General features: G+C 45.1%; 19 protein-coding genes and 2 tRNA genes. 2 read left to right on the top strand and 19 right to left on the bottom strand.

Annotated features, from left to right (window positions below; translation table 11 throughout):
• Positions 1-81: 81 nt before the first annotated feature.
• The 18 genes from DXB91_RS07755 to DXB91_RS07670 form a co-directional block, all read right to left on the bottom strand.
• Positions 82-170: transfer RNA gene (locus DXB91_RS07755), tRNA-Ser, on the bottom strand.
• A 40-nt stretch (positions 171-210) separates the two neighbouring features.
• A tRNA-Ser gene (locus tag DXB91_RS07750) sits at positions 211-296 on the bottom strand.
• A 46-nt stretch (positions 297-342) separates the two neighbouring features.
• Positions 343-1,116, bottom strand: coding sequence for a 2-C-methyl-D-erythritol 4-phosphate cytidylyltransferase (ispD, locus tag DXB91_RS07745; protein ID WP_199414258.1), 774 nt, complete (start codon positions 1,114-1,116; stop codon positions 343-345).
• A gap of 54 nt (positions 1,117-1,170) precedes the next feature.
• Positions 1,171-2,193: a tRNA (adenosine(37)-N6)-threonylcarbamoyltransferase complex transferase subunit TsaD gene (tsaD, locus tag DXB91_RS07740; protein ID WP_015533864.1), complete on the bottom strand. Its 1,023-nt coding sequence runs from the start codon at positions 2,191-2,193 to the stop codon at positions 1,171-1,173.
• Positions 2,194-2,220: 27 nt separating this feature from the next.
• Positions 2,221-3,135: a ribonuclease Z gene (locus tag DXB91_RS07735; RefSeq protein WP_015533863.1), complete on the bottom strand. Its 915-nt coding sequence runs from the start codon at positions 3,133-3,135 to the stop codon at positions 2,221-2,223.
• A 40-nt stretch (positions 3,136-3,175) separates the two neighbouring features.
• Positions 3,176-3,391 (bottom strand): hypothetical protein, encoded by a 216-nt coding sequence (locus DXB91_RS07730; RefSeq protein WP_015533862.1) that lies wholly within the window; start codon positions 3,389-3,391, stop codon positions 3,176-3,178.
• 138 nt (positions 3,392-3,529) lie between these two features.
• Positions 3,530-3,988 carry a ribosomal protein S18-alanine N-acetyltransferase gene (gene rimI, locus DXB91_RS07725; RefSeq protein WP_118017404.1) on the bottom strand — a complete coding sequence of 153 codons (459 nt, stop codon included), beginning with the start codon at positions 3,986-3,988 and terminating at the stop codon, positions 3,530-3,532.
• Positions 3,981-4,706: a tRNA (adenosine(37)-N6)-threonylcarbamoyltransferase complex dimerization subunit type 1 TsaB gene (gene tsaB / locus DXB91_RS07720; RefSeq protein ID WP_118017374.1), complete on the bottom strand. Its 726-nt coding sequence runs from the start codon at positions 4,704-4,706 to the stop codon at positions 3,981-3,983. Before tsaB ends, rimI begins: the two co-directional genes overlap by 8 nt.
• On the bottom strand, positions 4,703-5,140 hold the full coding sequence (tsaE, locus tag DXB91_RS07715) for a tRNA (adenosine(37)-N6)-threonylcarbamoyltransferase complex ATPase subunit type 1 TsaE (protein WP_055223209.1): 438 nt from the start codon (positions 5,138-5,140) through the stop codon (positions 4,703-4,705). The genes tsaB and tsaE overlap by 4 nt, the downstream gene beginning before the upstream one ends.
• Before the next feature lie 62 nt (positions 5,141-5,202).
• Entirely contained in the window at positions 5,203-5,682 is a 480-nt protein-coding gene (locus DXB91_RS07710) for a deoxycytidylate deaminase (RefSeq protein WP_015533858.1), read from the bottom strand.
• 202 nt (positions 5,683-5,884) lie between these two features.
• A complete protein-coding gene (locus DXB91_RS07705; RefSeq protein WP_118017372.1) occupies positions 5,885-7,090 on the bottom strand; it encodes an aspartate kinase in 1,206 nt (401 codons plus the stop codon).
• Between the two features lie 133 nt (positions 7,091-7,223).
• Positions 7,224-8,423 (bottom strand): homoserine dehydrogenase, encoded by a 1,200-nt coding sequence (locus tag DXB91_RS07700; protein WP_117550604.1) that lies wholly within the window; start codon positions 8,421-8,423, stop codon positions 7,224-7,226.
• A gap of 126 nt (positions 8,424-8,549) precedes the next feature.
• A complete protein-coding gene (prfB, locus tag DXB91_RS07695; protein WP_022215809.1) occupies positions 8,550-9,662 on the bottom strand; it encodes a peptide chain release factor 2 in 1,113 nt (370 codons plus the stop codon).
• 23 nt (positions 9,663-9,685) lie between these two features.
• Entirely contained in the window at positions 9,686-12,259 is a 2,574-nt protein-coding gene (secA, locus tag DXB91_RS07690; RefSeq protein ID WP_015533855.1) for a preprotein translocase subunit SecA, read from the bottom strand.
• A 166-nt stretch (positions 12,260-12,425) separates the two neighbouring features.
• Complete coding sequence (gene hpf, locus DXB91_RS07685) at positions 12,426-12,953, bottom strand: ribosome hibernation-promoting factor, HPF/YfiA family (protein WP_022215810.1); 528 nt, start codon at positions 12,951-12,953, stop codon at positions 12,426-12,428.
• Positions 12,954-13,168: 215 nt separating this feature from the next.
• Positions 13,169-14,530 (bottom strand): C40 family peptidase, encoded by a 1,362-nt coding sequence (locus DXB91_RS07680; protein WP_118017370.1) that lies wholly within the window; start codon positions 14,528-14,530, stop codon positions 13,169-13,171.
• A gap of 154 nt (positions 14,531-14,684) precedes the next feature.
• Complete coding sequence (gene pyk, locus DXB91_RS07675; protein ID WP_015533853.1) at positions 14,685-16,430, bottom strand: pyruvate kinase; 1,746 nt, start codon at positions 16,428-16,430, stop codon at positions 14,685-14,687.
• A 55-nt stretch (positions 16,431-16,485) separates the two neighbouring features.
• Positions 16,486-17,397, bottom strand: coding sequence for a DUF1189 family protein (locus DXB91_RS07670; protein WP_118017368.1), 912 nt, complete (start codon positions 17,395-17,397; stop codon positions 16,486-16,488).
• Between the two features lie 247 nt (positions 17,398-17,644).
• Between DXB91_RS07670 and DXB91_RS07665 the strand changes: the two genes are divergently transcribed.
• Complete coding sequence (locus DXB91_RS07665; protein ID WP_118017366.1) at positions 17,645-20,227, top strand: fibronectin type III domain-containing protein; 2,583 nt, start codon at positions 17,645-17,647, stop codon at positions 20,225-20,227.
• Between the two features lie 170 nt (positions 20,228-20,397).
• Positions 20,398-22,470, top strand: coding sequence for a GH25 family lysozyme (locus tag DXB91_RS07660; protein ID WP_118017364.1), 2,073 nt, complete (start codon positions 20,398-20,400; stop codon positions 22,468-22,470).
• Positions 22,471-22,559: 89 nt separating this feature from the next.
• Here DXB91_RS07660 and DXB91_RS07655 read toward each other — a convergent pair whose 3' ends face one another.
• A complete protein-coding gene (locus DXB91_RS07655; RefSeq protein ID WP_022215816.1) occupies positions 22,560-23,138 on the bottom strand; it encodes a hypothetical protein in 579 nt (192 codons plus the stop codon).
• Positions 23,139-23,141 lie beyond the last annotated feature (3 nt).

The raw sequence follows: 23,141 nt of genomic DNA, 5'->3' as shown, positions 1-23,141 counted from the left end.
AATTCTTGTTTGGAATTTCAGGGTTGTCATGTTGTTAATTTTTCAAGGTTCTTATATAGCTCTGATACTAAGTATGTCTAACGGAGAAGGAGGGATTTGAACCCTCGCGCCGCTATTAACGGCCTACTCCCTTTCCAGGGGAGCCCCTTCAACCGCTTGGGTACTTCTCCAGTATCAAGCGCTTGAACTTTCATTATGTATGAAAGCCAGCGGAGAGAGAGGGATTCGAACCCTCGCGCCCTTTCGGACAAACGGTTTTCAAGACCGCCTCGTTATGACCGCTTCGATATCTCTCCAAGTTGTTTTTGTTCGTCGCCATCAACCGGCGACTTGTACATATTATCACTTTACCATCTTTGTGTCAACATCTTTTTTCAAAAAATTCGAAGCAATTTTTAAATCCTCAGGAGTGGTGATTTTCAGGTTCTCATACGCCCCCATTATCACCTTCGTTCTGACGCTGCTATAACGCTCCACTATCATTGTGTCATCCGTTATAACCTGACATTTGTCATGCGCCAGTCCATCATAACAGGTAAGCAGAAGTTCCCTGTTAAAACTCTGTGGAGTCTGAACCTGCCACAGCCTGGATCTATCAGGAGTATCCACTCCTATATGATCCTCATCTACTATCTTGATGGTATCCTTCACAGGTACACCCACTGTACACGCAGAATATATCTTTACTGCATCTATGGAATCTGTGATGATTTTCTGGGTTATGCATGGTCTCGCACCATCATGGATGAGTACATACTTCGCACCATCCGCCGCAATAAGTCCATTATGTACGGAGTCATAGCGCTCTGCCCCACCGGTCACGATCTTCCTGACTTTGGTGATGTTGTACCTGTCTACTATGTCATTTCTGCAATATTCTACATAATCCTCACCTGTGACAAGAATTATGTCATCAACCGGACTGTCCTGAAAGGCCTTGAGCGAATAATACAGTACGGGATAATCCCCTAGCGTCATAAACTGCTTAGGTATATCGCTGTGCATCCTGCTGCCCTTTCCGGCTGCAAGGACTATTGCCGTGACCTTTACTTCATCCACTGTATCAAAGATTTCTATATTTGATTCCTTGTAATCAGCATTATCCGCATCGCCCATGTTCATCTTCTCCCTAGTAGTAGTCTGACACCATCACACACTTGACCAGGCTGGTTATCTCTCACCCAGCTTGAGGTTTGGTATGGCATTCAGATCCCATCCATGTCTTGTTCCATTTATGTATTCGTAGTATCCCGCCGCACCTATCATGGCCGCATTGTCCGTGCACAGTATCGGCGATGGATGATACAATGTAAGCCCAGCCTTCTCACAGGCCGCCTTCATGCTGGCTCTGAGAGCAGAATTGGACGCAACTCCGCCAGCTATGGCTATCTTATCCATATGGTATTCCTTTGCCGCAGCAACCGCATGCTCTGTGAGCACTTCCGTTACTGCTTTCTGGAATGATGCTGCCACATCGGCATCATTGATCTGCTCGTCTCTCATATGAGCCTGATTGATATAGTTGAGCACTGCGGACTTCAGGCCACTGAAGCTGAAGTCATAGGCTGATTCTGCCACCTTTGCCCTTGGAAATTCTATAGCGTCAGGGTTGCCCTCCTTCGCCTTACGATCTATCTTCGGTCCTCCCGGGTAACCCAGTCCTATAGCCCTTGCTACCTTGTCAAATGCCTCTCCTGCCGCATCATCCCTGGTTATTCCCAGTATCTCAAACTTGCCGTAATCGACTACCTTTACAAGATGTGTGTGACCTCCTGACACGACAAGGCACATGAACGGAGGCTCAAGCTCCTTGTTCTCTATATAGTTCGCTGCTATATGACCTTCTATATGATGCACACCAACAAGTGGTATATCTTTTGCAAATGCTATGGCCTTGGCTGCTCCCACGCCAACGAGAAGAGCACCAACAAGCCCCGGTCCATATGTGACTGCAACCGCATCTATGTCATCCAGTGTGCACTCTGCCTCTTTGAGCGCCTGTCTTATGACCTGTGTAATCTTCTCTATGTGCTTTCGCGAAGCTATCTCCGGCACAACACCTCCATAAAGTGTATGGATATCTATCTGTGAATATATTATATTTGACAGTACGTTTCTTCCATTCACAACAACCGCTGCGGATGTCTCATCACATGAGGATTCTATAGCCAGTATCTTTACATCTTTCTCCATAATTCATCTCACCTTTGTCGATCTATTCTACTCCTCCGAAAACTTGAGCGTTGTTGTCGTCCTGTCCTTTGCTGCAATAGTTCTCGGGAATATCTCTCTTATCTCATCCATAAACACCGCCGGTTTTGCCATCGACGGACTGTAATGTGTAAGCCACATCTCCCCCACATCTGCCTTTGCCGCTATGGCCGCAGCCTCCTGCATCATCATATGCTTATGCTCTATGGCTTTTATCTCTTTCTCCTTTTCGCCGTACATGCCCTCGCATATGAACAAATCTGATCCGGCTGCATACTTCTCTATAAGGGGGGTCGGTCTGGTATCTGTGCAGTATGTGAGCTTCAGGCCCTTGCGGTCAGGACCAAGCACCATATCAGGAGTATATATGTGTCCATCCTCCTCGTATGTGTTGCCCTTCTGCAGGCCATTCCAGTATTTCATCGGAATCTCGTTCTCTCTAGCTCTGTCCACGCTGAATTTTCCTGTTCTTGGAAGTGAAAGGGAATATCCATAACATGTCACATTGTGATTCACCCTGAATGCATCCACCCTGAGATCCTCCCACATAAAGCTCTCCTCAGCCTCCGAGAGCTCCTGGAACCTGATCTCAAACGGAAGCTCAGGCGCTATAACCCTGAGGGAATTGACTACCTTCTCAAGTCTCTTTGGGCCAACCATAAGAAGTGGCTCCGTTCTCTCGGCATTGCCTATCGTGAGCAGCAGCCCCGGCAATCCGCTTATATGATCTGCATGAAAATGTGTGAAGCAGATCACATCTATCTGCTTAAAGCCTATCATGCCCTGCTGACGCATTGAGGTCTGGGTTCCCTCTCCGCAGTCTATCAGCATCTCGTGTCCGTTATATCTGACCACGAGAGATGTAAGTGCCCTGTATGGCAGCGGCATCATCCCTCCGGTCCCCAAAAGACATACGTCTATCATCTTCTATCTCCATTTCTAAGGCAGAGTCTATATGCATACTCTATGCATACTCTGTCACATCATCTATCCTTGGAGGTATGACACATTCATTTACAAGTCTGTCGTAACAGTCCTCACACATCCTGAGTGTGTATTTTCTGCCATCCTTGCGCGAGAAATATCCCCACTCCTTCTGAATAAGGACGTAATCCTCCTTGTTATGCATATCTCCAAATACAATTATCCTTCCACACCTATTACATCTGATCTCACTCATATTTATCTCCTGTCCGACTGCATGCAGCCCTGTTATGAGTCTGATTATAAGCCAGATCCTTCACAGAATATACCGACAATGTTTTCCAGCCGTGCAAATGTGGTCTCCACGCACTGTATATTCTGCATATATCTATTACTACAACTGTTTTTGCATAACCAGACCATCCTCCACCGGTGAGTCGTAGTATTTTTTTCTTGTAGAAATTTTTATAAATCCAAACTGCTCATACATAGCTATCGCAGCAGCGTTGGATTCCCTGACTTCCAGAAATATGCTCTGCACATTCCTGTCCTTGCAGTCATCTATCATGGCTTCCATCAGCTTACAGCCGATGCCACGACGTCTTGATCCGGCATCCACTGCTACCCTGAGCAGATCTGCACTGTCACACACCGCCGAATATATGATATAGCCGGCGATTTTTCCTTCAGAAGTCTCAAGGATCTTGACATGATCGTATGTCCCCTGTATAGATGAGGACACCATCTCCTCATTCCACGGATGCGAAAACACCGCCATCTCAAGTGCAGCTATCCCGGCCAGGTCTTTCATATCTGCCAGTCTCGGGCGTACATGGGAAAAGCAGCTATTCATGTCCATCATTCTCCAGTTTTTCCTTTTCAGCTCTCTCCCGCTCTGCCTGTGACTGTCTGAGATATTCAGGGGCAAATGTATCCCCCTCCTCATACTGTCCGGCTGCATATCTCACCCGGGCTGCGGCTGCCACCGAGCCAGCTCTCTGCTTATTCATGTGTGCCGGAGCAAATGCGTAGTCTGCCGTCATCTTCTCTTTTAAAACATCAGCATACACATCTATTCCATCTCCCACAAATATAACCTTTTCCCCTCTCTCATTGAGCTGGTCTATAAGGTCAGCAATATCCATAGGAGTCTGATCCATTATCGTCTCAAGCCTGTCATCACTGTTAAAACTGTAAAGTCCCGTATACACCTGTTTTCTTCTCGCGTCCATGATAGGGCAGATAAGTCTGTCAGTTCCCCACACATTGTATGCAAGCCCCTCAAGTGTCGGCACCGCAATAACCGGTATATTCCATGCAAGTGCAAGTCCCTTGACCGTCGCTGAGCCTATCCTGAGTCCTGTAAATGATCCCGGTCCGGCAGCAACAGCCAGCGCATCAAAGCTCTCTTTGTCCGTCTCTGTCATCTTCACGATCTCTTCCAGCATAGGAAGCAGTGTCTGGGAATGTGTCTTCTTGTAGTTGGTTGTATATTCAGCTATCAAATTATTGTTCTCGACTATGGCAACGCTCGCCACAAGTCCTGAGCTGTCAAATGCTAAGATCTTCATATCTGATCATGCCTCTCTTCTATCGTAATACGCCTGTAATCAAGGCCCTTTGAAAGGTCCTTCTCTATATCGATTCTGGTGTATGTGCCAGGTAATATCTCCTCAATGAGGTTAGCCCACTCTATAAGACATACTCCATCTCCATACACCATCTCATTGTAGCCTATCTCATCCATCTCGTCCACATCGCCGATCCTGTACACGTCAAAATGATACAGAGGCAATCTGCCCTCGTCATACTCCTTCACAATAGTGAAAGTAGGGCTGTTCACCACTTCAGTGATTCCAAGTCCAGCTGCCACCCCCTGGGATATTATCGTCTTGCCAACTCCCAGATCTCCATATATACAGTACACCTGGCCAGGAGCTGCATTCTGTCCAAGCTGCACTCCTGCATTGTAGGTTTCTTCCTTGCTATTACTCTCTATGACCATATTCTCTCCTGTCTGTCATACATATGTGTTCTCTCCGGTATTCCGGAACTATTCTGTTACTTCTAAAGATTGAGCGTGATCTTCCTGCCTTTTGCTTCAAATGGTCTGTATGCAACACCAGCCATGTCAAACATTTTCTTGGAGGCTATGGTGCTCTCTGTCATCGCATACTTGTCTGACATATACACTACTTCCTTTATACCGCACTGAATAATAGCTTTGGCACATTCATTGCACGGGAACAGAGTAGAATATATGATCGCATCCTTGAGATTGCCGCCTCTGTAATTAAGAATAGAGTTCAGCTCCGCGTGGCATACATAGAAATATTTGTTGTCAAGCGGGGCTCCAGACTTTCCCCACGGCATTGTGTCATCGTCGCATCCTGCCGGCATACCATTATATCCCATGGACAGAATTCTGTTGTTCTTGTCCACTATACACGCGCCAACCTGCGTTGACGGGTCTTTGCTTCTCTCTGCCGACATCATCGCAATGCCCATAAAATACTGATCCCACGATATGTAATCTGTTCTCTTCATACCCTGACTCCTTTCAACTTCTTTTATGTTCCCCTTATCTACGGGTGCAGACGCATGAAAGGCGCTCCGCGCTGCGTCTGCTTCATCATAAGGAATCCCCCGCCTTAACGGCGGTTCCCCCTTATGATAATATAAGCCGGAGTTTCCCCCGGCGTATATTGTAAGGTCCTGCAGAACAGAACTTCATATGATTCTGTTAGAATTAACGATCGCCGAGTGCGAACTTGTCATGGATCGCGTTCATTGCACGCTCTGTATACTGCTCGTCGATGAGAACTGTAACTCTGATCTCTGATGTTGAGATCATTCTGATGTTGATATTCTCATCATAGAGAGCCTCGAACATCTTGGCTGCAACACCTGCATTTGACTGCATTCCTGCACCAACGATAGAAACCTTTGCAACATTCTTGTTGACATCTATGCTCTCAAACTTGCCTATGTTGTTCTTGATGATCTCCTCTGCTTTGTCTGCATTCTCATCACTACATGTGAATGTAATATCCTTTGTTCCATGTCTTCCTACTGACTGCAGTATCATATCTATATTGATGTCATTCTTTGCAAGCAGGTTGAAAAGCTTGAATGCAACACCCGGTGTGTCCTCTAATCCTACAACTGCCACTCTCGCTGAATCTGCATCCGCTGCAACTCCACTAACTAACATCTTCTCCATTCCAGTATCCTCCTTAACTATTGTACCCTCTGAAAAATTGAGACTTGAACGAACAACCAGCTGAACGCCGAACTTCTTTGCAAGCTCAACTGAACGGTTGTGCAGAACGCCTGCTCCAAGTGTAGCAAGCTCAAGCATCTCATCGTATGTTATCGTATCCAGCTTACGTGCGGTCTTTACCTTACGTGGATCTGCTGTATATACTCCATCCACATCTGTGTATATCTCACACGCATCAGCGTTAAGTGCCGCTGCAAGTGCAACAGCCGTTGTATCTGAACCACCACGACCAAGAGTTGTGTAATCGTCATACTTGTTAATTCCCTGGAATCCTGTGACAATAACTATCTTTCTCTGCTCCAGCTCATGTCTTATTCTCTCAACATCGATTCTCTTCAGACGCGCATTGCCATACACTGAAGTTGTATGCATTGCCACCTGGAATGCATTCAGAGAGATTGCAGGAACTTTAAGAGCATTCATAGCCATAGCCATAAGCGATACGGACATCTGTTCACCTATTGTAAAAAGCATATCCATCTCTCTCTTAGGTGGATTCTCATTTACCTGCTTAGCCATATCTATCAGCTCATCTGTGTATTTACCCATCGCAGACAGAACTACGACTACGTCGTTCCCCCTCTGCCAGTCCTCAATACATCTTTTGGCCACGTTAAAGATTCTTTCGGTATTTCCAACAGAAGTACCACCAAACTTCTTTACTATTAACATATTGTCCTCCTGATCGCTCATTTGAAAATTTGTATATTTAACTCTTCACCGGAGCGGTCCGGTAAAAAGAAATAAGCCTTTTGTAAAATACCGCAATTCCACTAGGATTGCAAGGTCATTGAATAATATTGTACTAATCCAGCACTCTAAGAGCACTCTTGACACCAATCTTATTGCAACGTGCCTCAAATTCACCCTCTGTGATCACTGCTGTAACAAATGCCTTTTCATCGAGATCAGAATCGACATACTCAACATCACCAAATACCGCCTTGATGGCAGCCTCATCCTTCTCATCTGTTCTGACAAAGAATCTGCTCTCTGAGTCCGCAAATGTACCCATCTCAAGTTCTTCGTCCTCCCATATGATAGGAACATGTCTTCCCGCATTCTTCACTGCATCAATAACGTCTGATACAACCGCAGACGCTGTTGGAAGCTTTCCGGCGCCCTTGCCGTAGAACATTACGTCGTCAAGTGCATTACCATGTACAAGTATGCCATTGTATACATCATCTATCTTTGCCAGCGGATTGTCATGTGGAAGCATGACCGGGGCAACATATGAATATAGCTTGCCGTCTGTTTTTCTGGTTGTTCCGACAAGTTTTACAGAATAGCCCATCTTATCCGCATACTTGAAATCATCTGTTGTTATCCTGGTTATTCCCTCCATATGTATCCTGTTGTAATCCAGGTTCTTGCCATATACGAGAGATGTAAGTATAGCTATCTTTCTACACGCATCGCCACCCTCTACATCAGCCTCAGGATTGCGCTCCGCATATCCGAGCTCCTGTGCCTGCTTCAGCACTGTCGCATAGTCAGCCCCCTCTTTATCCATCTTGGTTAGGATGTAATTCGTTGTACCATTGAGTATTCCTGTGATCTCCGTAACATCATCCGCAGTTATGGATGTGTTAAGTGGTCTTATAACAGGAATTCCACCGCCTGCTGATGCTTCAAAGAAGAAATTGATATCGCCCTCTCTGGCAATCTTTATAAGCTCAGGTCCATGAACGGCCACAAGCTCCTTGTTGGAGGTTGCCACACTCTTGCCGGCAAGCAGACACTTCTTGACAAATGTATATGCAGGCTCAACACCTCCCATAACCTCCACAACGACGCTTATATCATCGTCGTTAAGTATATCTTCAAAATCATGGGTGAGAATGTTCTCGACAGGATCCCCAGGAAACTCCCTGAGATCAAGCACTCTCTTAACGTTTATCTCCTGTCCAGCTCTCTTGTTAACAATATCATGGTTGGTGTTAATCACTTCCACAACTCCTGAACCCACTGTACCATAACCTAATACTGCTATATTCACCATGTTTTTATCTCCTTCTTATCTCCTTTTTCTGCATAATAATGCAAGTTTAGTACGTCATTACTTTATCAGTATAAAGCGTCATTGTCAAAGACTAATTTCTTATCATCAAATGACTCTCATGTGCTGCTACACCTCAACCTTATTCACCCATTTGAGATAGGCTGTCATAAATCCATCAAGATCTCCATCGAGAACCGCCGATACATTTGAATTCTCATAGGATGTGCGTTTATCCTTGACCATGGTATACGGCTGGAGCACATACGATCTTATCTGACTTCCAAAACCATTGTCAGTTACCTCTCCGCGGATGTCCGAAATCTTCTCCAGATTCTCCTGTTTCTTCAAAAGATAAAGTTTGGACTTCAGCATCTGCATAGCCTTATTCTTGTTCATGAGCTGTGATCTCTCATTCTGGCATTGAACAACTATACCGGTAGGATAATGTGTGATTCTGATGGCCGATGATGTCTTATTGATATGCTGGCCACCTGCGCCGCTCGATCTGTAGGTATCTATCCTTATATCTTCATCCCTGATCTCTATCTCCAAATCCTGCTCTATATCCGGTATGACATCACAGGATGCAAACGAAGTCATTCTCTTGCCGGCCGAATTGAATGGTGATATTCTGACCAGTCTGTGCACTCCCTTCTCTGACTTGAGATATCCGTACGCATGCTGTCCATTTATCTGGATGGTCACAGACTTTATACCAGCCTCATCGCCCTCAAGGAAATCGAGCACCTCAACACTCATGCCGTGCTTTTCTGCCCATCTGGTATACATTCTGTACAACATACTCGCCCAGTCGCAGGACTCCGTTCCGCCCTCTCCTGAATGGAGTGTGAGTACCGCATTACAGTCATCAAACTCGTCAGTGAAGAGAAGATTTATCCTATACTCCTCAAATTCCTTCGTAAATATATCTATCTGCTCCCCTATCTCAGGCACAAGACTCGGATCATTCTCCTCCTCCGCCATCAGGATCAGTGTATCTATATCCACATAGTCATTCTCAAGCTTCTTATAGTTGTCAACCAGATCCTGAAGTCCCTTCAGTTCCTTCGATACCTCACGGGATCTGTCGATATCATCCCAGAAATCCGGCTGTTCCATCTCATAATTAAGCTTTGCTATTCTGTCTGTCTTGTTTTCAATGTCAAGGGATGACTTGACCTCCCCCAAGGGATCCCTATAGGAGGCCATCGTCGCCCTGAACTCATCCAATTCTATCACTTGGTTTCTCCTGTATCACGTATTTATGCGTTCTTACCGCAGCAGTTCTTATACTTCAGACCGCTTCCGCATGGACAGAGATCATTTCTGCCTATCTTCTTGGCTTTCTTTACAGGTCCCCTTGACACTGTGTCATCCTTATTGGTTCCTGTAACCTTATTCACCTCTTCACGCTCAATCTTCTGCTCAACCTTTATTCTGAGAAGAAGCTTTACGGTATCCTCACGGATCGCTGCTGTCATGTCATTGAACATGTCATATCCTGCGAATTTGTATTCTACAACAGGATCTCTCTGGCCAAGTGATCTAAGTCCGATTCCCTGTCTCAGATTATCCATGTCGTCGATATGATCTGTCCACTTTCTATCTATAGTCTTGAGGAGTATAACTCGCTCGATCTCTCTCATCTGATCAGGATCACCAATCTCTTCCTCCTTGGCAGCATAGAGCTCAAGAGCTTCATTGTACAGTCTATCCTTCAGCTCGCTGATATCTGCCTTTTTGATCTCCTCTTCGGTAAGTGTAACCGGCTCAGCAAATGGAACTATGCCCCTTATCATGTCATCCAGCTCTACCTGATTCCAATCCTCAGGTGCTGTCTCTGATGAGCATACCTGATCTACTGCTGCATTTATATCATCCTTTATCATCTTGAGGATAACCTCGTGCATGTTCTCGCCGTCAAGAACTCGTCTACGCTCCTTGTAAATGATCTCTCTCTGCTCGTTGTTAACACGGTCATACTCAAGAAGATTCTTTCTTATGGCAAAGTTGTTACCCTCGATCTTCTTCTGTGCCTTCTCTACGAAGTTGGAAATAGTCTTATGCTCTATCTCCTCGCCCTCAGGTATCTTAAGGGTATCGTACACTGACATAACTCTCTCTGATCCGAAAAGTCTCATCAGATCATCTTCCAGTGACAGATAGAACTTTGACTCTCCCGGATCTCCCTGTCGTCCTGAACGTCCACGGAGCTGATTATCGATACGTCTGCTCTCGTGCCTCTCTGTACCGATGATCCTGAGTCCTCCGAGCTCTGCAACACCCTCGCCGAGCTTGATATCAGTACCACGTCCTGCCATGTTAGTCGCGATGGTTACCGCATTCTTCTGTCCAGCATCCGCAACTATCTCAGCCTCAAGCTCGTGGAACTTGGCATTGAGCACCTTGTGAGGTATCTTTCTCTTGGACAGCATATGACTGAGTTCCTCTGATGCGTCGATATTGATCGTACCGACAAGCACCGGCTGTCCCTTTCTGTAACTTATATTAATCTGCTCAACGATCGCATTGAGCTTTTCTTTCTTAGTCTTAAATATAGAATCCGGCTGATCTATTCTCTGTATAGGTCTGTTCGTAGGAATGACAACAACGTCCATTCCATAGATCTCTCTGAACTCCTCTTCCTCTGTCTGGGCTGTACCTGTCATACCTGCCTTCTTGTCAAACATGTTGAAGAAGTTCTGGAATGTGATCGTTGCAAGAGTCTTGCTCTCTCTCTTGACCTTTACATTCTCCTTTGCCTCTATAGCCTGATGCAGACCATCTGAGAATCTACGTCCGGGCATGATACGTCCGGTAAACTCATCAACGATGAGTACCTCATCATCCTTCACCACATAATCTCTGTCTCTGAACATGAGGTTATGTGCACGGAGTGCCAAGATGATATTGTGCTGGATCTCCATGTTCTCAGGGTCTGAGAGGTTGTCAATATGGAAGAACTGCTCTACCATCTTCACACCATTTGCAGTGAGCATGACGTACTTGTCCTTCTCATTTACAAGGAAATCTCCATCCTCCTCTATCTCTGTCTTCATGAGCATATCCATCTTGGATATCTCTCCATCACCCTCACCTCGCTTCATCTGTCTCGCAAGGTAATCACACATCTTGTAGAGCTCTGTGGACTTGCCGCTCTGACCGGATATGATAAGAGGAGTACGTGCCTCATCGATAAGGACTGAATCCACCTCATCGATTACACAGTAGTGAAGATCTCTCAGAACAAGCTTCTCCTTGTAGATTACCATGTTATCTCTCAGGTAATCGAAACCGAGCTCGTTGTTGGTAACATATGTAATATCGCAGTTATACGCCTCACGTCTCTCGTCTGTTGTGGAACTGTTGAGTATGATTCCGACCTTAAGTCCGAGGAATTCATGCACCTGCCCCATCCATTCAGCATCTCGCTTTGCCAGGTAGTCGTTGACAGTTACAACATGGACACCCTTTCCTTCAAGGGCATTCAGATAAGCAGGAAGTGTTGATACAAGTGTCTTTCCTTCTCCCGTTCTCATCTCTGCGATTCTTCCCTGATGGAGAACTATTCCTCCTATGAGCTGTACCCTGTAATGCTTCATTCCAAGTACACGGTATGCAGCCTCTCTCACAACCGCAAATGCTTCTACCAATATATCGTCTAACGTCTCGCCGGCAGCAAGTCTGTCCTTAAACTCCTGTGTCTTGCCCCTCAGCTCTTCATCTGAAAGTGCCTGCATCTTCTCGTCGAGTGCCTCTATCGCATCAACTATAGGATTGATCTTTTTCAATTCCTTCTCGCTGTGCGTTCCAAATATTTTCTCAAACAAACCCATGTTGTTTTTGACCTCCTAGCTATCGTTATTCAGGGTACATTCTAACATCATATGACATTTATATCAAGCAAAAAGGAGACCTTCTATAACCGAAAGTCTCCTTTAAAATACTATATTCAATTATCATCGGCACTTATATTAACTGTGCCTTTGCCAATATCTGATCTTAATATTCAGGCTCGATGATTCCGTATGTGCCGCCCTTTCTCTTGTATACGACATTGACCTCATCTGACTCTGCATTCCTGAATACATAGAAATTATGTCCAAGCAGATCCATCTGGATACATGCATCCTCTGGATACATAGGTTTTACTTCGAACTTCTTAGTTCTCACGATCTTGATATCGTCATCATCCTCAACGTCCTCGTCGACAAATGCATCGTTCAGGTATGCTACATTCTGCTCCTTGTCAATGAGCTTCTTACGATGCTTGGTAACCTGTCTCTCAATAACCTCTACAACGAGATCGATCGAAACATACATGTCATCGCTCACCTGCTCGGCTCTGATAATATGTCCCTTCATAGGAATCGTTACCTCTATCTTCTGTCTATCTTTCTCAACGCTGAATGTGACCTGTGCGCCAGTATCAGCTGCAAAGTACTTCTCAAGCTTTGAGAGCTTGTCCTGTACTGCATTTCTAAGTCCTTCTGTAACTTCAATGTTCTTACCGCTGATTATGTAATTCATGATGCCCAACTCCTTCTTTTTTGGATATAATCCAAATTGATATGACTATTATACCACAACGAGTCTTTTTTTCAATATATTTGACGTATTTTTATGTGCATATTGACAACTTTATTTGTTTTCGCCGTCATGTTTTCGCCATTTTACACAAAAAGCGCACATGTATACCATGTGCGCTTCAATGTATTCATTATACCCTATTATATACAGCTTGTCTACTGTCCTATGATTCTGACTGCACAGAGCGGATCTCTGTAGAATGCAGAGGATATCTTGATACCGGTCTCCTCTGTGCTGGCATGTACTATCATTCCGTCTCCGATATATATAGCGCAGTGCTCTATAGAGCTGTCTCCATAGAAAAGTATGTCTCCAGGCTCAAGACTTGAAGTGTCTACTCTTGTTCCATACTGTGACTGTGCTCCCGCTGAGTGTGGAAGTGAATATCCAAACTGAGCGTATACAGCCATGACAAAGCCTGAACAGTCAGCTCCATCCGTAAGGCTCGATCCGCCATATACATATGGATTACCCACAAACTGTGTTGCAAAGTTCGCAAGGTCTATTCCTGTCTGGCCGCTCGGTGCCACTACATTGTTCTGTGAATCGTCTGAATCGCTGCTGTCAGATGATGTGTCGTCTGATGTATCCGATGACTGATCTGCAGAATCTGTATCCGGCTGATCTGGCGTGTAGGAATCATCCTCTGTGCTCTGGCTGTCATCTGATGCGTCCTCAGCTTCTGCCTCGTCTGCGCTCTCCTGTTCCTGTCTTGCCTGCTCCTCTGCCGCCTTTTCTTCCGCAGCCTTCGCATCAAGCTCTGCCTGGATCTGCTCCATGGACTTGGCAGTTGCAAATGCATATGTATCATCTACAAATTCAGTGCTGACATAACCATTCGTCTCGTCGTCAAGTGCTATCTGCACCCATTTGTCATCCTGTGATATGACATCAAAGCTCTGGCCTGATCCAACCTGTGTTATACAGTCGGAGTTCACATCAGCCTCTGTTCTTACATTGAGTGTCTCTGTATTGACAGTTACCTGCTTCGGACAGTTCGCCTCGGCATAGGCTCCCGCATCATCTCCAAAAAGAAGCAGGTCATTCCTTATGTATCCTGTACAGTCACCTGATGTGACCTTGGTCCACTCCTTGCCCTTCTTCTCTATGGTTGCTATTCCATTGTTCCCTATGATACCAACTACATCTGAATCAGTTCCGGCTCCCGATCTTATATTCACATAATCCTCGGTGACAACAAGACACTTATCCTTGAAATCAGGATATTTCACCTTGTTCTCTTCGCTTGTCTTGTCCTTCTTGGCCTCCGCAGCATTCTTTCCTGCGGATGCTGTAGTCTTCTGTGCATCTGTGGACGTTGCCGCCTTTGCAGCATCGCCTGCGTTTTTATCATTGCCCGCAAGGGTGTTAGCATATCTGTCAAATGCAGATGAAATACCTACAGTTGAATCGCTGTATATCTGTCCCGCGCTCACCGTTCCTATGGAAGTGGTGATCATCATTCCTGCCGCTGCAGCAACAACTATAGTCTTCTTAAATGACTTTGCTTTAGACATTATAAAAAACCTCCTGTGCTGATCTTAACGCAACAATTATTACATCTTTGTTACAAATCTATTGTAGTATAGCAATAATGATTACATTTGTCAACACAGGAGGCGTTGTTTTATACGTTTGTATTTATTTTTTGTTACATATTTGTTACATGTACTAGTTTGAAATTACAACTCCATCCTCGCCATTTACAGTAACTATAGAGCCCGACTTAAGGATCTTAGTCGCGTTCTGTGCACCCAGGATAACAGGTATGTCACGGCTGAGTCCGACTATGGCAGCATGTGAATTGCCCCCGTTCTTCTCACACACGATCGCAGATGCAGTCTTGAGCTGATCCATGATCCTGTTGCTGGTCTCATTTATGACGATTATGTCTCCATCCTTATAGTTCTTGATGAGCTCATCCTCTGACTCGCATACACAGAGCGGTGCGGTTGCAGATCTCTCATTTATAGAGAAGCCCTTTACAAGGATATGTCCTACAACGTGTACCTTTATCAGGTTTGTCGTGCCGGTCACACCAAGTGGGACTCCGGCGGTGATTACAGTCACCTCACCGTCCTTAACATAGCCGTGCTTCTTTGCCGCATCAACAGCATGCTCGAAGAGATCGTCAGTGTTGTTCTCCTCACCTATAAGAAGAGGCTGAACTCCCCATGAAAGATTGATCTGTCTGGCAACCTTCTTAACAGGGGTACATCCGATGATCGGACATTTGGGTCTGTACTTTGAGAGCATTCTCGCTGTCTTTCCTGACTTTGTAACAGTGATGATGGCTGCCGCTGCAAGGTCTATGGCCGTTGTACATGTCGCATGTGATATAGCACTCGTTATATCAGGATTCTGCACCGCATCCCTGTTGAAGAATCTCTTGTTGTAATCTATGTCTCGCTCTGCTCTCTCTGCGATGGTCTTCATGGTGTGAAGAGCCTCAACCGGATACTTGCCCGCTGCGGTCTCTCCTGAGAGCATGATTGCACTTGTTCCGTCATATATGGCATTTGCAACATCTGTCGCCTCTGCTCTGGTAGGTCTTGGATGTATCATCATGGAGTCAAGCATCTGTGTAGCTGTTATGACCTGCTTGTCCGCATTGTATACCTTCTTGATGATCATCTTCTGGATGATAGGCACATCCTCAAGAGGTATCTCAACACCCATATCTCCTCTTGCGACCATGATTCCATCGGACACTCTGATTATGTCGTCTATATTGTCAACGCCCTGCATATTCTCAATCTTGGCGATGATATTGATATTGTCACACTCATACTCGTCAAGGATCTTCCTGATCTCAAGTATATCGTCGGCTGATCTTACAAATGATGCAGCGATGAAATCGAAATCATTCTCAATACCAAAGATTATATCCGCCCTGTCTACATCGCTTATGTATGGCATGGTGAGGTTAACTCTTGGAACATTTACACCCTTGTGGTTTGATACAGGTCCGCCATTCTCCACGCGGCACACGATATCTTTATCAGTAACCTTCTCTATCTTCATATTTATAAGGCCGTCATCGATGAGTATGGTATCTCCCGGCTTGACATCGTTCACAAGATTCTTGTATGTAATGGATACCTTTGCCTGGTCGCCCACCACATCCTCTGTCGTCAGTGTAAATGTCTGTCCTTCTACGAGTTCAACCTTGCCCTCCTTGAAGTCCCCAACCCTTATCTCCGGGCCCTTAGTATCAAGCAGTGTTGCAACCGGAAGTCCAAGCTCCTCACGAAGCTTCTCCACTCTGTCCTTGTTCTTCCTGTGCTGGGCATGATCACCATGAGAAAAATTGAATCTGGCAACATCCATACCCTCGATCATGAGCTTTCTGAGCACCTCATCATCGTCCGTCGCCGGTCCCAATGTACAAATTATCTTTGTCTTTCTCAAATTCATATGAATACTCCTCCTACTGTTTTATATATTGTATTTGAATGTGTTCTATAATTATTTACCTTTGCTCATACTGGGCAAATTCCTGCGCCAGATCATTCTGTTCTACCTGTGCCGGACCTTCCTGTGGATCGTCATCCGGGGTATTCTTATGATACTGCGATACAGCGGCAAATATGTATATCACAGATATGAAAAGCGCCAGCATCCCCATCGTTCTCTTCGCCGGCCATATGTATGTTGCAATGACCATCATGAGGAAATACCATAATAACCTTATATATATGGCAGATTTGTAAATAGTGCCAAATGATACCTCTATCTTCTTCATGGATGCCGCTATCAGTCCCGCTACCGTTATGAGCAGTGACCAGAACAACGTGAGCACAAATCCAACAATTATCTGAAATACCCATGCAAGCACAAGCACTGGTGTGTCGAGCTTATTTATGAGATCGATCACATCCTGCTTTGTAACAGCCTTGAATCCATATGTCTCATTCAGGGATTCATATATATCCTTACATCTTATGATCTGTGTTCTTCCTGAGTTATATGTGAGTATCTCATCCGCTGATATGATGAATACGGTACGATACCCGCCGTCTGCAGCAAGGTCTCTTGCAACAGCTTCATCCACTTTCGTCTTCGATGTGTCGATCTTTATGTAGGACATGTTCTCATCATCCGACCAGTCGAATGTCCCATCGTAGTAAAAACCATCTCCGGTCAGTGAAAAATCCTCCATATTCCGGTCTATCCTGTCCGCAAACCTTCCGCCGCCAAACAACTGGTTATATGGAATAAAGAATATCACCAGATAAGTCAGTGTGCTCATGATAAATGTTATCAGCATCGCCGATGACATCCGTCCAAATCGTCCATTTCTGTAATAAGCTTCCGGTTTTACGACACCTACGAACATGTTCTTCAGCGCGCCTAAAAATCCAACTCTTTTTTTATCATCCAACAGTTATTGTCCTCCAAATTTCATATGCCTGCTAATTATAACATAGACTTTATGTATTTAATATGAAAAACATCAACCTTTACCGACTTTTTTCTTGTTTTTCATTCAGGCTTTATGTTTTAGCTGGATTTTAATAAGCATTTTGTAATATATTCGTAACAAATCAGTGCAGTTTTATTGACTTTTCATAGCGTACATTATATTATGTAAACTGTGCTAAAAACTTTTTACAAAACGGGAGGAATTCATGATTATCAGAAAATTTACCAGGATAATTCTGGGCGCTGCTCTGGGTATAAGTGTATTCGCATTTGCCGGCAACGTGCCCGAAACAGCCTATGCCGCAGACATGTCCGACATAAGCGTTACATCGACGAGGGAGGATGTACAGCAGGTGGTGGACGATGGAAACTTCCACTACACAGAGCTGGACGGTACAGAGATCGATCACATATACGAGTTGTATAATAATGATCCCGAAACCATCAAACAGCTCCAGCGTCAATCCGATTACAACGCCACCGGCGATATAGCTACGCTGAGTGCCAGATATACCCACTCTTCTATGTTCGATGGCTACAAAGTCATCAAGGGCATAGACGTATCCGAGTGGAACGGCGACAACATCAACTGGAAAAAGGTTAAAGCCGCAGGAATATCCTACGCATTCATACGTGTGGGCGGACGCTACTACGGTTCAGGAAAATATTTCATCGATTCTACATACAAGGATAATATCAAAAATGCACTGAATGCAGGTGTTGACGTGGGTGTGTACTTCTACTCACAGGCCATCAGCACATCGGAGGCCAAGACAGAAGCCAAATACACTACCGACCTGATCTCAGGCTACAACATAACTTATCCCGTTGTCATGGATTATGAATACGCATGGGAAGATGGAGGTCTGAGCGGTCGTCTGTACAACGCCCACCTTTCCAAGAGCGCAGCTACAAATGTCATAAAAGCATTCTGTGCGGCAGTTGAATCAAAGGGCTACGTAGGCATGATCTACGCCAGCAAGACTGTCATCACAGACGACATGAACGCATCTTCGATCGCACAGTCATATCCTATATGGAATGCCCAGTACAACGACACGGACACTCTCACAGTGAAACATTCATACTGGCAGTACAGCGACGTCGGCAAGGTGTCAGGAATCAGCAATGCAACTGATATGAATTTCAGATATGTCAAATCTCCTGCCGCGCCTTCATCTCTGACACAGTCAGCGTGCACAGACTCCACTATCACACTGACATGGACGAAGATCCCTGAGGTCTATGCTTACCAGATCGTGCGTTACGACAGCTCCGAAGATAAATACGTCTCCGTGGGAACTGCCAAGGGTGCCGGAACAACTACATTTACAGATAAGAATCTTCAGGACGGTAAAAAGTATACATACAAGGTACGCGGATATTACAAATTGAGCTCAGGAGCCATCTACGGAACCTACTCAGCAGAGTGTACCGGTATTACAATAGCTGATACCATAGAGAACTTTGCGGCTACAGTTACAGCGCCTACATCTGTAAAACTTTCATGGTCACCTATCCCTGCAGCAACAGGATACAGAGTATACAGAAGCAACGGTTCATCAGGCAGCTACGAGACGATTGCCACGACCAATTCTCCTGACGACTGCGACGTTACCGACAGCCAGCTCAATCCTGGCACAAAATATAACTACAAGGTACGCGCATACACAACAACTGATACCAACACCATCTGGCACGTTCTGTCAGATGCCAAGACCATAACCACCGACCCAGGCGAGGTTACAGGGCTCAAGATCACTTCAGCCTACACAAGCTCACTTACACTGAAGTGGAATAAGCAGGAAAATGTTGACGGATATATCGTATATGTATGGGAGCCATCCAATGCTACTTGGACAAGGCTTGCAAAGATCTCTTCCAAGTCTACTGACACATACACACACAAGGGACTTCCTCATTCAACCGAGTACAGCTACACGGTATGTGCATATTACAAGAAAAATGGAACATACCACTACACAGAGACAGCCAGCGCAGTGAGCGGATTTACCGGACCTGCTGTTCCTTCCCAGATCGCAACCGCATCAAGGACAGCCAAATCCGTGACCATAAGATGGACACAGATTTCTGATGCCACGGGCTACACGGTATACAAATATAATACGTCCAGCAAGTCATTTGAGCAGGTGGCACGTATCAGCGGAAGCAGCAACAGAACATACACATTTACAGGACTTAAAGCCGGAACAGAATACAAATTTGGAGTGAGAGCATACACAGAGCGGAATGGATTCACAGGCTTCAGTGACCGCAAGGATTTCAGCTCCTGCACTCTCCCGGCAACCTTTACATCATCCTTCAAATACACACCACTTGGATCGCAGAGATTCCTCCAGTGGTCAAAGCTGTCATACGCTGACGGCTACATCGTATACAAGTATGATCAGAAGGCAAACAAATACACAAGAGTTAAGAAGATAACATCCAACAAGACAAATTTCTGTTTTGTTCCTAACCTCAGAAGAGGCTACGGTTACCGTGTTCTTGCTTACATGAAGTACAACGGCAAGATATACTACGGAGCAATGTCAAATGCACCGGTCAAGAATACATCTCTTACCGGAACAATCACTGACAGCAGCGTAAACCTCCGTGCAAAAGCCGGAACAAACAGCAGAGTAGTCAGAACGCTTGCAAGGGGTTCAAAAGTCAAGATCTCCGGCTATGCAAAGTCTGGAAGATATATCTGGTATAAGGTCACATACACCAGAGGCTCCAGAAAATATACCGGCTATATAAGATCTGATTTCATACGTGTCAAGTAATTCTTATACTTACACAATTAAAATAGGGAAAAGCATACATACTTTGTATCTCCTGCTTTCCCCTATTTTTTTATATTTTTCTCAATATTTTTCTCACGCAGGCCTTTTATTAATAATATTTTAATAATCTTTTTGTAATATAATTGTAACATTTATATTAGGAGGCTTACATGAGAATAAAACGATTATCTAAACAACTTTTTATTATTTCCCTTGGAATATTTATACTGACTGCGGCAGATAATATCTTCCACTCTGCCACAGTATACGCGGCTGACACCTCCACCATCTCAACATCATCGACCAGATCTGAGGTCCAAGAGGTTGTGGATGAAGGTAACTTTGACTACACTCAGTTGACCGATGCCGAGATCGACCACATATATAGTATTTACGGCAACGATCCTGAGACGATAAGGCAGTTGCAAAAGCAGTCAGACAGCGCTAATCCTTATGGTGTTGCCACGCTCTCATCGACAACATATACACACGCATCCCAGTTCAAGAACTCCACTGTCATGAAGGGGATAGATGTATCGGAGTGGAACGGTTCCATCAACTGGAGCAAGGTAAAATCCAGCGGCGTTACATTTGCCTTTATCAGGGCTGGAGGAAGGTACTATGGTTCAGGTGCATATTTCGTCGACTCCAAATTTGCTGAGAATGTCAAGAATGCAACTGCGGCAGGGATTGATGTCGGAGCGTACTTCTACTCTCAGGCCATAAACGCCACCGAGGCCAGGCAGGAGGCGGCATACACCTTGAACATCGTATCCTCTTACAACCTTACACTTCCCATCGTCATGGACTACGAATACGCATGGGAGGGTGGACTGACCGGCAGGCTCTACAATGCGCACCTGTCCAAAAGCGCTGCCACCACGGTCATCAACACTTTTTGCAGTACAGTGGAAGCAAGTGGCTACGTGGGCATGCTGTATGCGAGCAAAAGTGTTATAACCGATGACATGAACATCACCAGTATAAACAACAAATACCCAATATGGAATGCGCAGTACAACGATTCAGACACGCTGACCGCCACTCATTCATATTGGCAGTACGATGACAACGGAACCGTCGCCGGAATAAGCTATCCGACGGATCTTGATTTCAAATATGTAAATACACCGGCAGCACCTACAAAACTCACATTTAAGTCATCGACCAGCTCATCCATAACCCTCACCTGGAATAAGGTTCCTGAGGTATATGGTTATCAGATAGTGCGTTACGATGAGGCCGAAGGAAAATATGTGTCGATTGGAACAACAAAGGGGGCCGGCACTCTGACCTACACTGATAACGGTCTCACCAGCGGTAAAAAATATACCTACATGGTGCGCGGATACCATAAATTAAATACCGGCACTGTATTCGGAGCTTACTCGCAAGAATATAGCTGCACCGCCATCTATGCAGAGGCTGTAACTGCATCGACAGATCCTGAACCTCCAATCTTCGATACCGCCCCGGACATGCCTGCCCAGGCCGCAATAGCAGACAGGACTTCCAGTTCCATTAATGTCCGCTGGAGCAAGATTTCCGGAGTCACAGGCTATTTCGTGTACAAATACAACACGTCCACTGGTAAATATGACAGAATTGCAAGATGCATAGGCGACGAATCCAGAAGTTATAACTTTACCGGACTTTCTCCCGCCACAACATACAAATTCGGCGTGAGGGCGTATTATGAATACAACGGTGTGATCATGTACAGCAACCGCCTGGAGTTCAGCAAATGTACAAAGCCACGAACCTTTACATCTTCATTTAAGTATACTCCTCTCGGTTCGTATCGCTGTCTGCACTGGCAGAAGCTTTCAAATGTATCCGGCTACATCATATACAAATATGATATTGCCCATAACAAATACACAAGAGTAAAGAAAATATTCTCTTACAAAACAACCAGTTGTATACTTCCTGCTTTGAAGAGCGGCTTCGGCTACAGGATTCTTGCATATAAGAATGTCAATGGTTCGATAGTATATGGCGACATTTCAAAAGCTCCCGCAAAAGCCAGCTCATTGAGCGGAACAGTCATTGACAGCCAGGTCCGTCTCAGGGCAGGGGCAGGAACCAACAAACGTATCATCCGGGAACTTGCCAGAGGATCAAAGGTCAAGATCAGCGGCTGCAAATATTCCGGCAAGAATGCGTGGTATAAGATCACTTACACCAAGGGCTCAAAGAAATACACCGGATATGTAAGATCCGATTTCATAAGAATAAACTAGTCTTAATTCAAACAACAAAATAGGCATCATACCTGATCAGGTATGACGCCTATTTTGTATCTATCATAATGATCGTCTGTTAGCGGAAACTATTTCACAACCTTGAATGAAGCCTTTACATAGCCATCTGCATAAAGCACAAGCTCTCTGCCATTGCTGCCCCACATGAGCTCTTCCTCTGCGTATGAAGGCTCTACAAACTTAACGTCAAGTCTCTTCAGGTCCTCGTGTGCACATGCTGCTGTGCGGAGGAGCAACATTCCCTGAACTACAGGATGGTCTGTGAGGTGGATCTTATTCTCGTCTCCTGTCTCCTTGCTGAATGCATAAACCTCTTCCTTTGTAAATGTGTGGAATGGCTTCTCGTCCTCATAATCCGTCTTCTCCACTCTCTTGATCTCCTTCTCCTTGTCTGATGCCTTTACGAGTGTGATGGTCATCTTCTCAACAGGAGTCTCTTCTCCCTCTACCTTTCCAAGGATAGAGAGTATGTACATGAATGCGTTCTCCTTAACATCACCATACTCATATGTGATGCTATCGGCAGCCTCTGCCTTCTCTCTGTCTACTGTGTAGGATATCTTGCCTATGAATGCGCCCTGATATGTGGATGCATCCATGTCTGTCATCTTTGTTCCAAGTCCCATGATCCTGTCATAAATCTTCATATA

It is taken from the genome of Coprococcus sp. OM06-34AC (assembly GCF_003462545.1).
GTDB lineage: Bacteria > Bacillota > Clostridia > Lachnospirales > Lachnospiraceae > Coprococcus > Coprococcus aceti.
The sequence above is the reverse complement of the archived record's forward strand: the minus strand, read 5'-3'. Positions and strand labels throughout refer to the sequence as shown.

Bases quoted from the DNA above. Each gene is read 5' to 3' on its own strand.
- ispD (WP_199414258.1), bottom strand. From the start codon at position 1,116: ATGGGCGATGCGGATAATGCTGATTACAAGGAATCAAATATAGAAATC.
- tsaD (WP_015533864.1), bottom strand. From the start codon at position 2,193: ATGGAGAAAGATGTAAAGATACTGGCTATAGAATCCTCATGTGATGAG.
- DXB91_RS07735 (WP_015533863.1), bottom strand. From the start codon at position 3,135: ATGATAGACGTATGTCTTTTGGGGACCGGAGGGATGATGCCGCTGCCA.
- DXB91_RS07730 (WP_015533862.1), bottom strand. From the start codon at position 3,391: ATGAGTGAGATCAGATGTAATAGGTGTGGAAGGATAATTGTATTTGGA.
- rimI (WP_118017404.1), bottom strand. From the start codon at position 3,988: ATGAATAGCTGCTTTTCCCATGTACGCCCGAGACTGGCAGATATGAAA.
- tsaB (WP_118017374.1), bottom strand. From the start codon at position 4,706: ATGAAGATCTTAGCATTTGACAGCTCAGGACTTGTGGCGAGCGTTGCC.
- tsaE (WP_055223209.1), bottom strand. From the start codon at position 5,140: ATGGTCATAGAGAGTAATAGCAAGGAAGAAACCTACAATGCAGGAGTG.
- DXB91_RS07710 (WP_015533858.1), bottom strand. From the start codon at position 5,682: ATGAAGAGAACAGATTACATATCGTGGGATCAGTATTTTATGGGCATT.
- DXB91_RS07705 (WP_118017372.1), bottom strand. From the start codon at position 7,090: ATGTTAATAGTAAAGAAGTTTGGTGGTACTTCTGTTGGAAATACCGAA.
- DXB91_RS07700 (WP_117550604.1), bottom strand. From the start codon at position 8,423: ATGGTGAATATAGCAGTATTAGGTTATGGTACAGTGGGTTCAGGAGTT.
- secA (WP_015533855.1), bottom strand. From the start codon at position 12,259: ATGGGTTTGTTTGAGAAAATATTTGGAACGCACAGCGAGAAGGAATTG.
- hpf (WP_022215810.1), bottom strand. From the start codon at position 12,953: ATGAATTACATAATCAGCGGTAAGAACATTGAAGTTACAGAAGGACTT.
- DXB91_RS07680 (WP_118017370.1), bottom strand. From the start codon at position 14,530: ATGTCTAAAGCAAAGTCATTTAAGAAGACTATAGTTGTTGCTGCAGCG.
- pyk (WP_015533853.1), bottom strand. From the start codon at position 16,430: ATGAATTTGAGAAAGACAAAGATAATTTGTACATTGGGACCGGCGACG.
- DXB91_RS07665 (WP_118017366.1), top strand. From the start codon at position 17,645: ATGATTATCAGAAAATTTACCAGGATAATTCTGGGCGCTGCTCTGGGT.
- DXB91_RS07660 (WP_118017364.1), top strand. From the start codon at position 20,398: ATGAGAATAAAACGATTATCTAAACAACTTTTTATTATTTCCCTTGGA.
- DXB91_RS07655 (WP_022215816.1), bottom strand. From the start codon at position 23,138: ATGAAGATTTATGACAGGATCATGGGACTTGGAACAAAGATGACAGAC.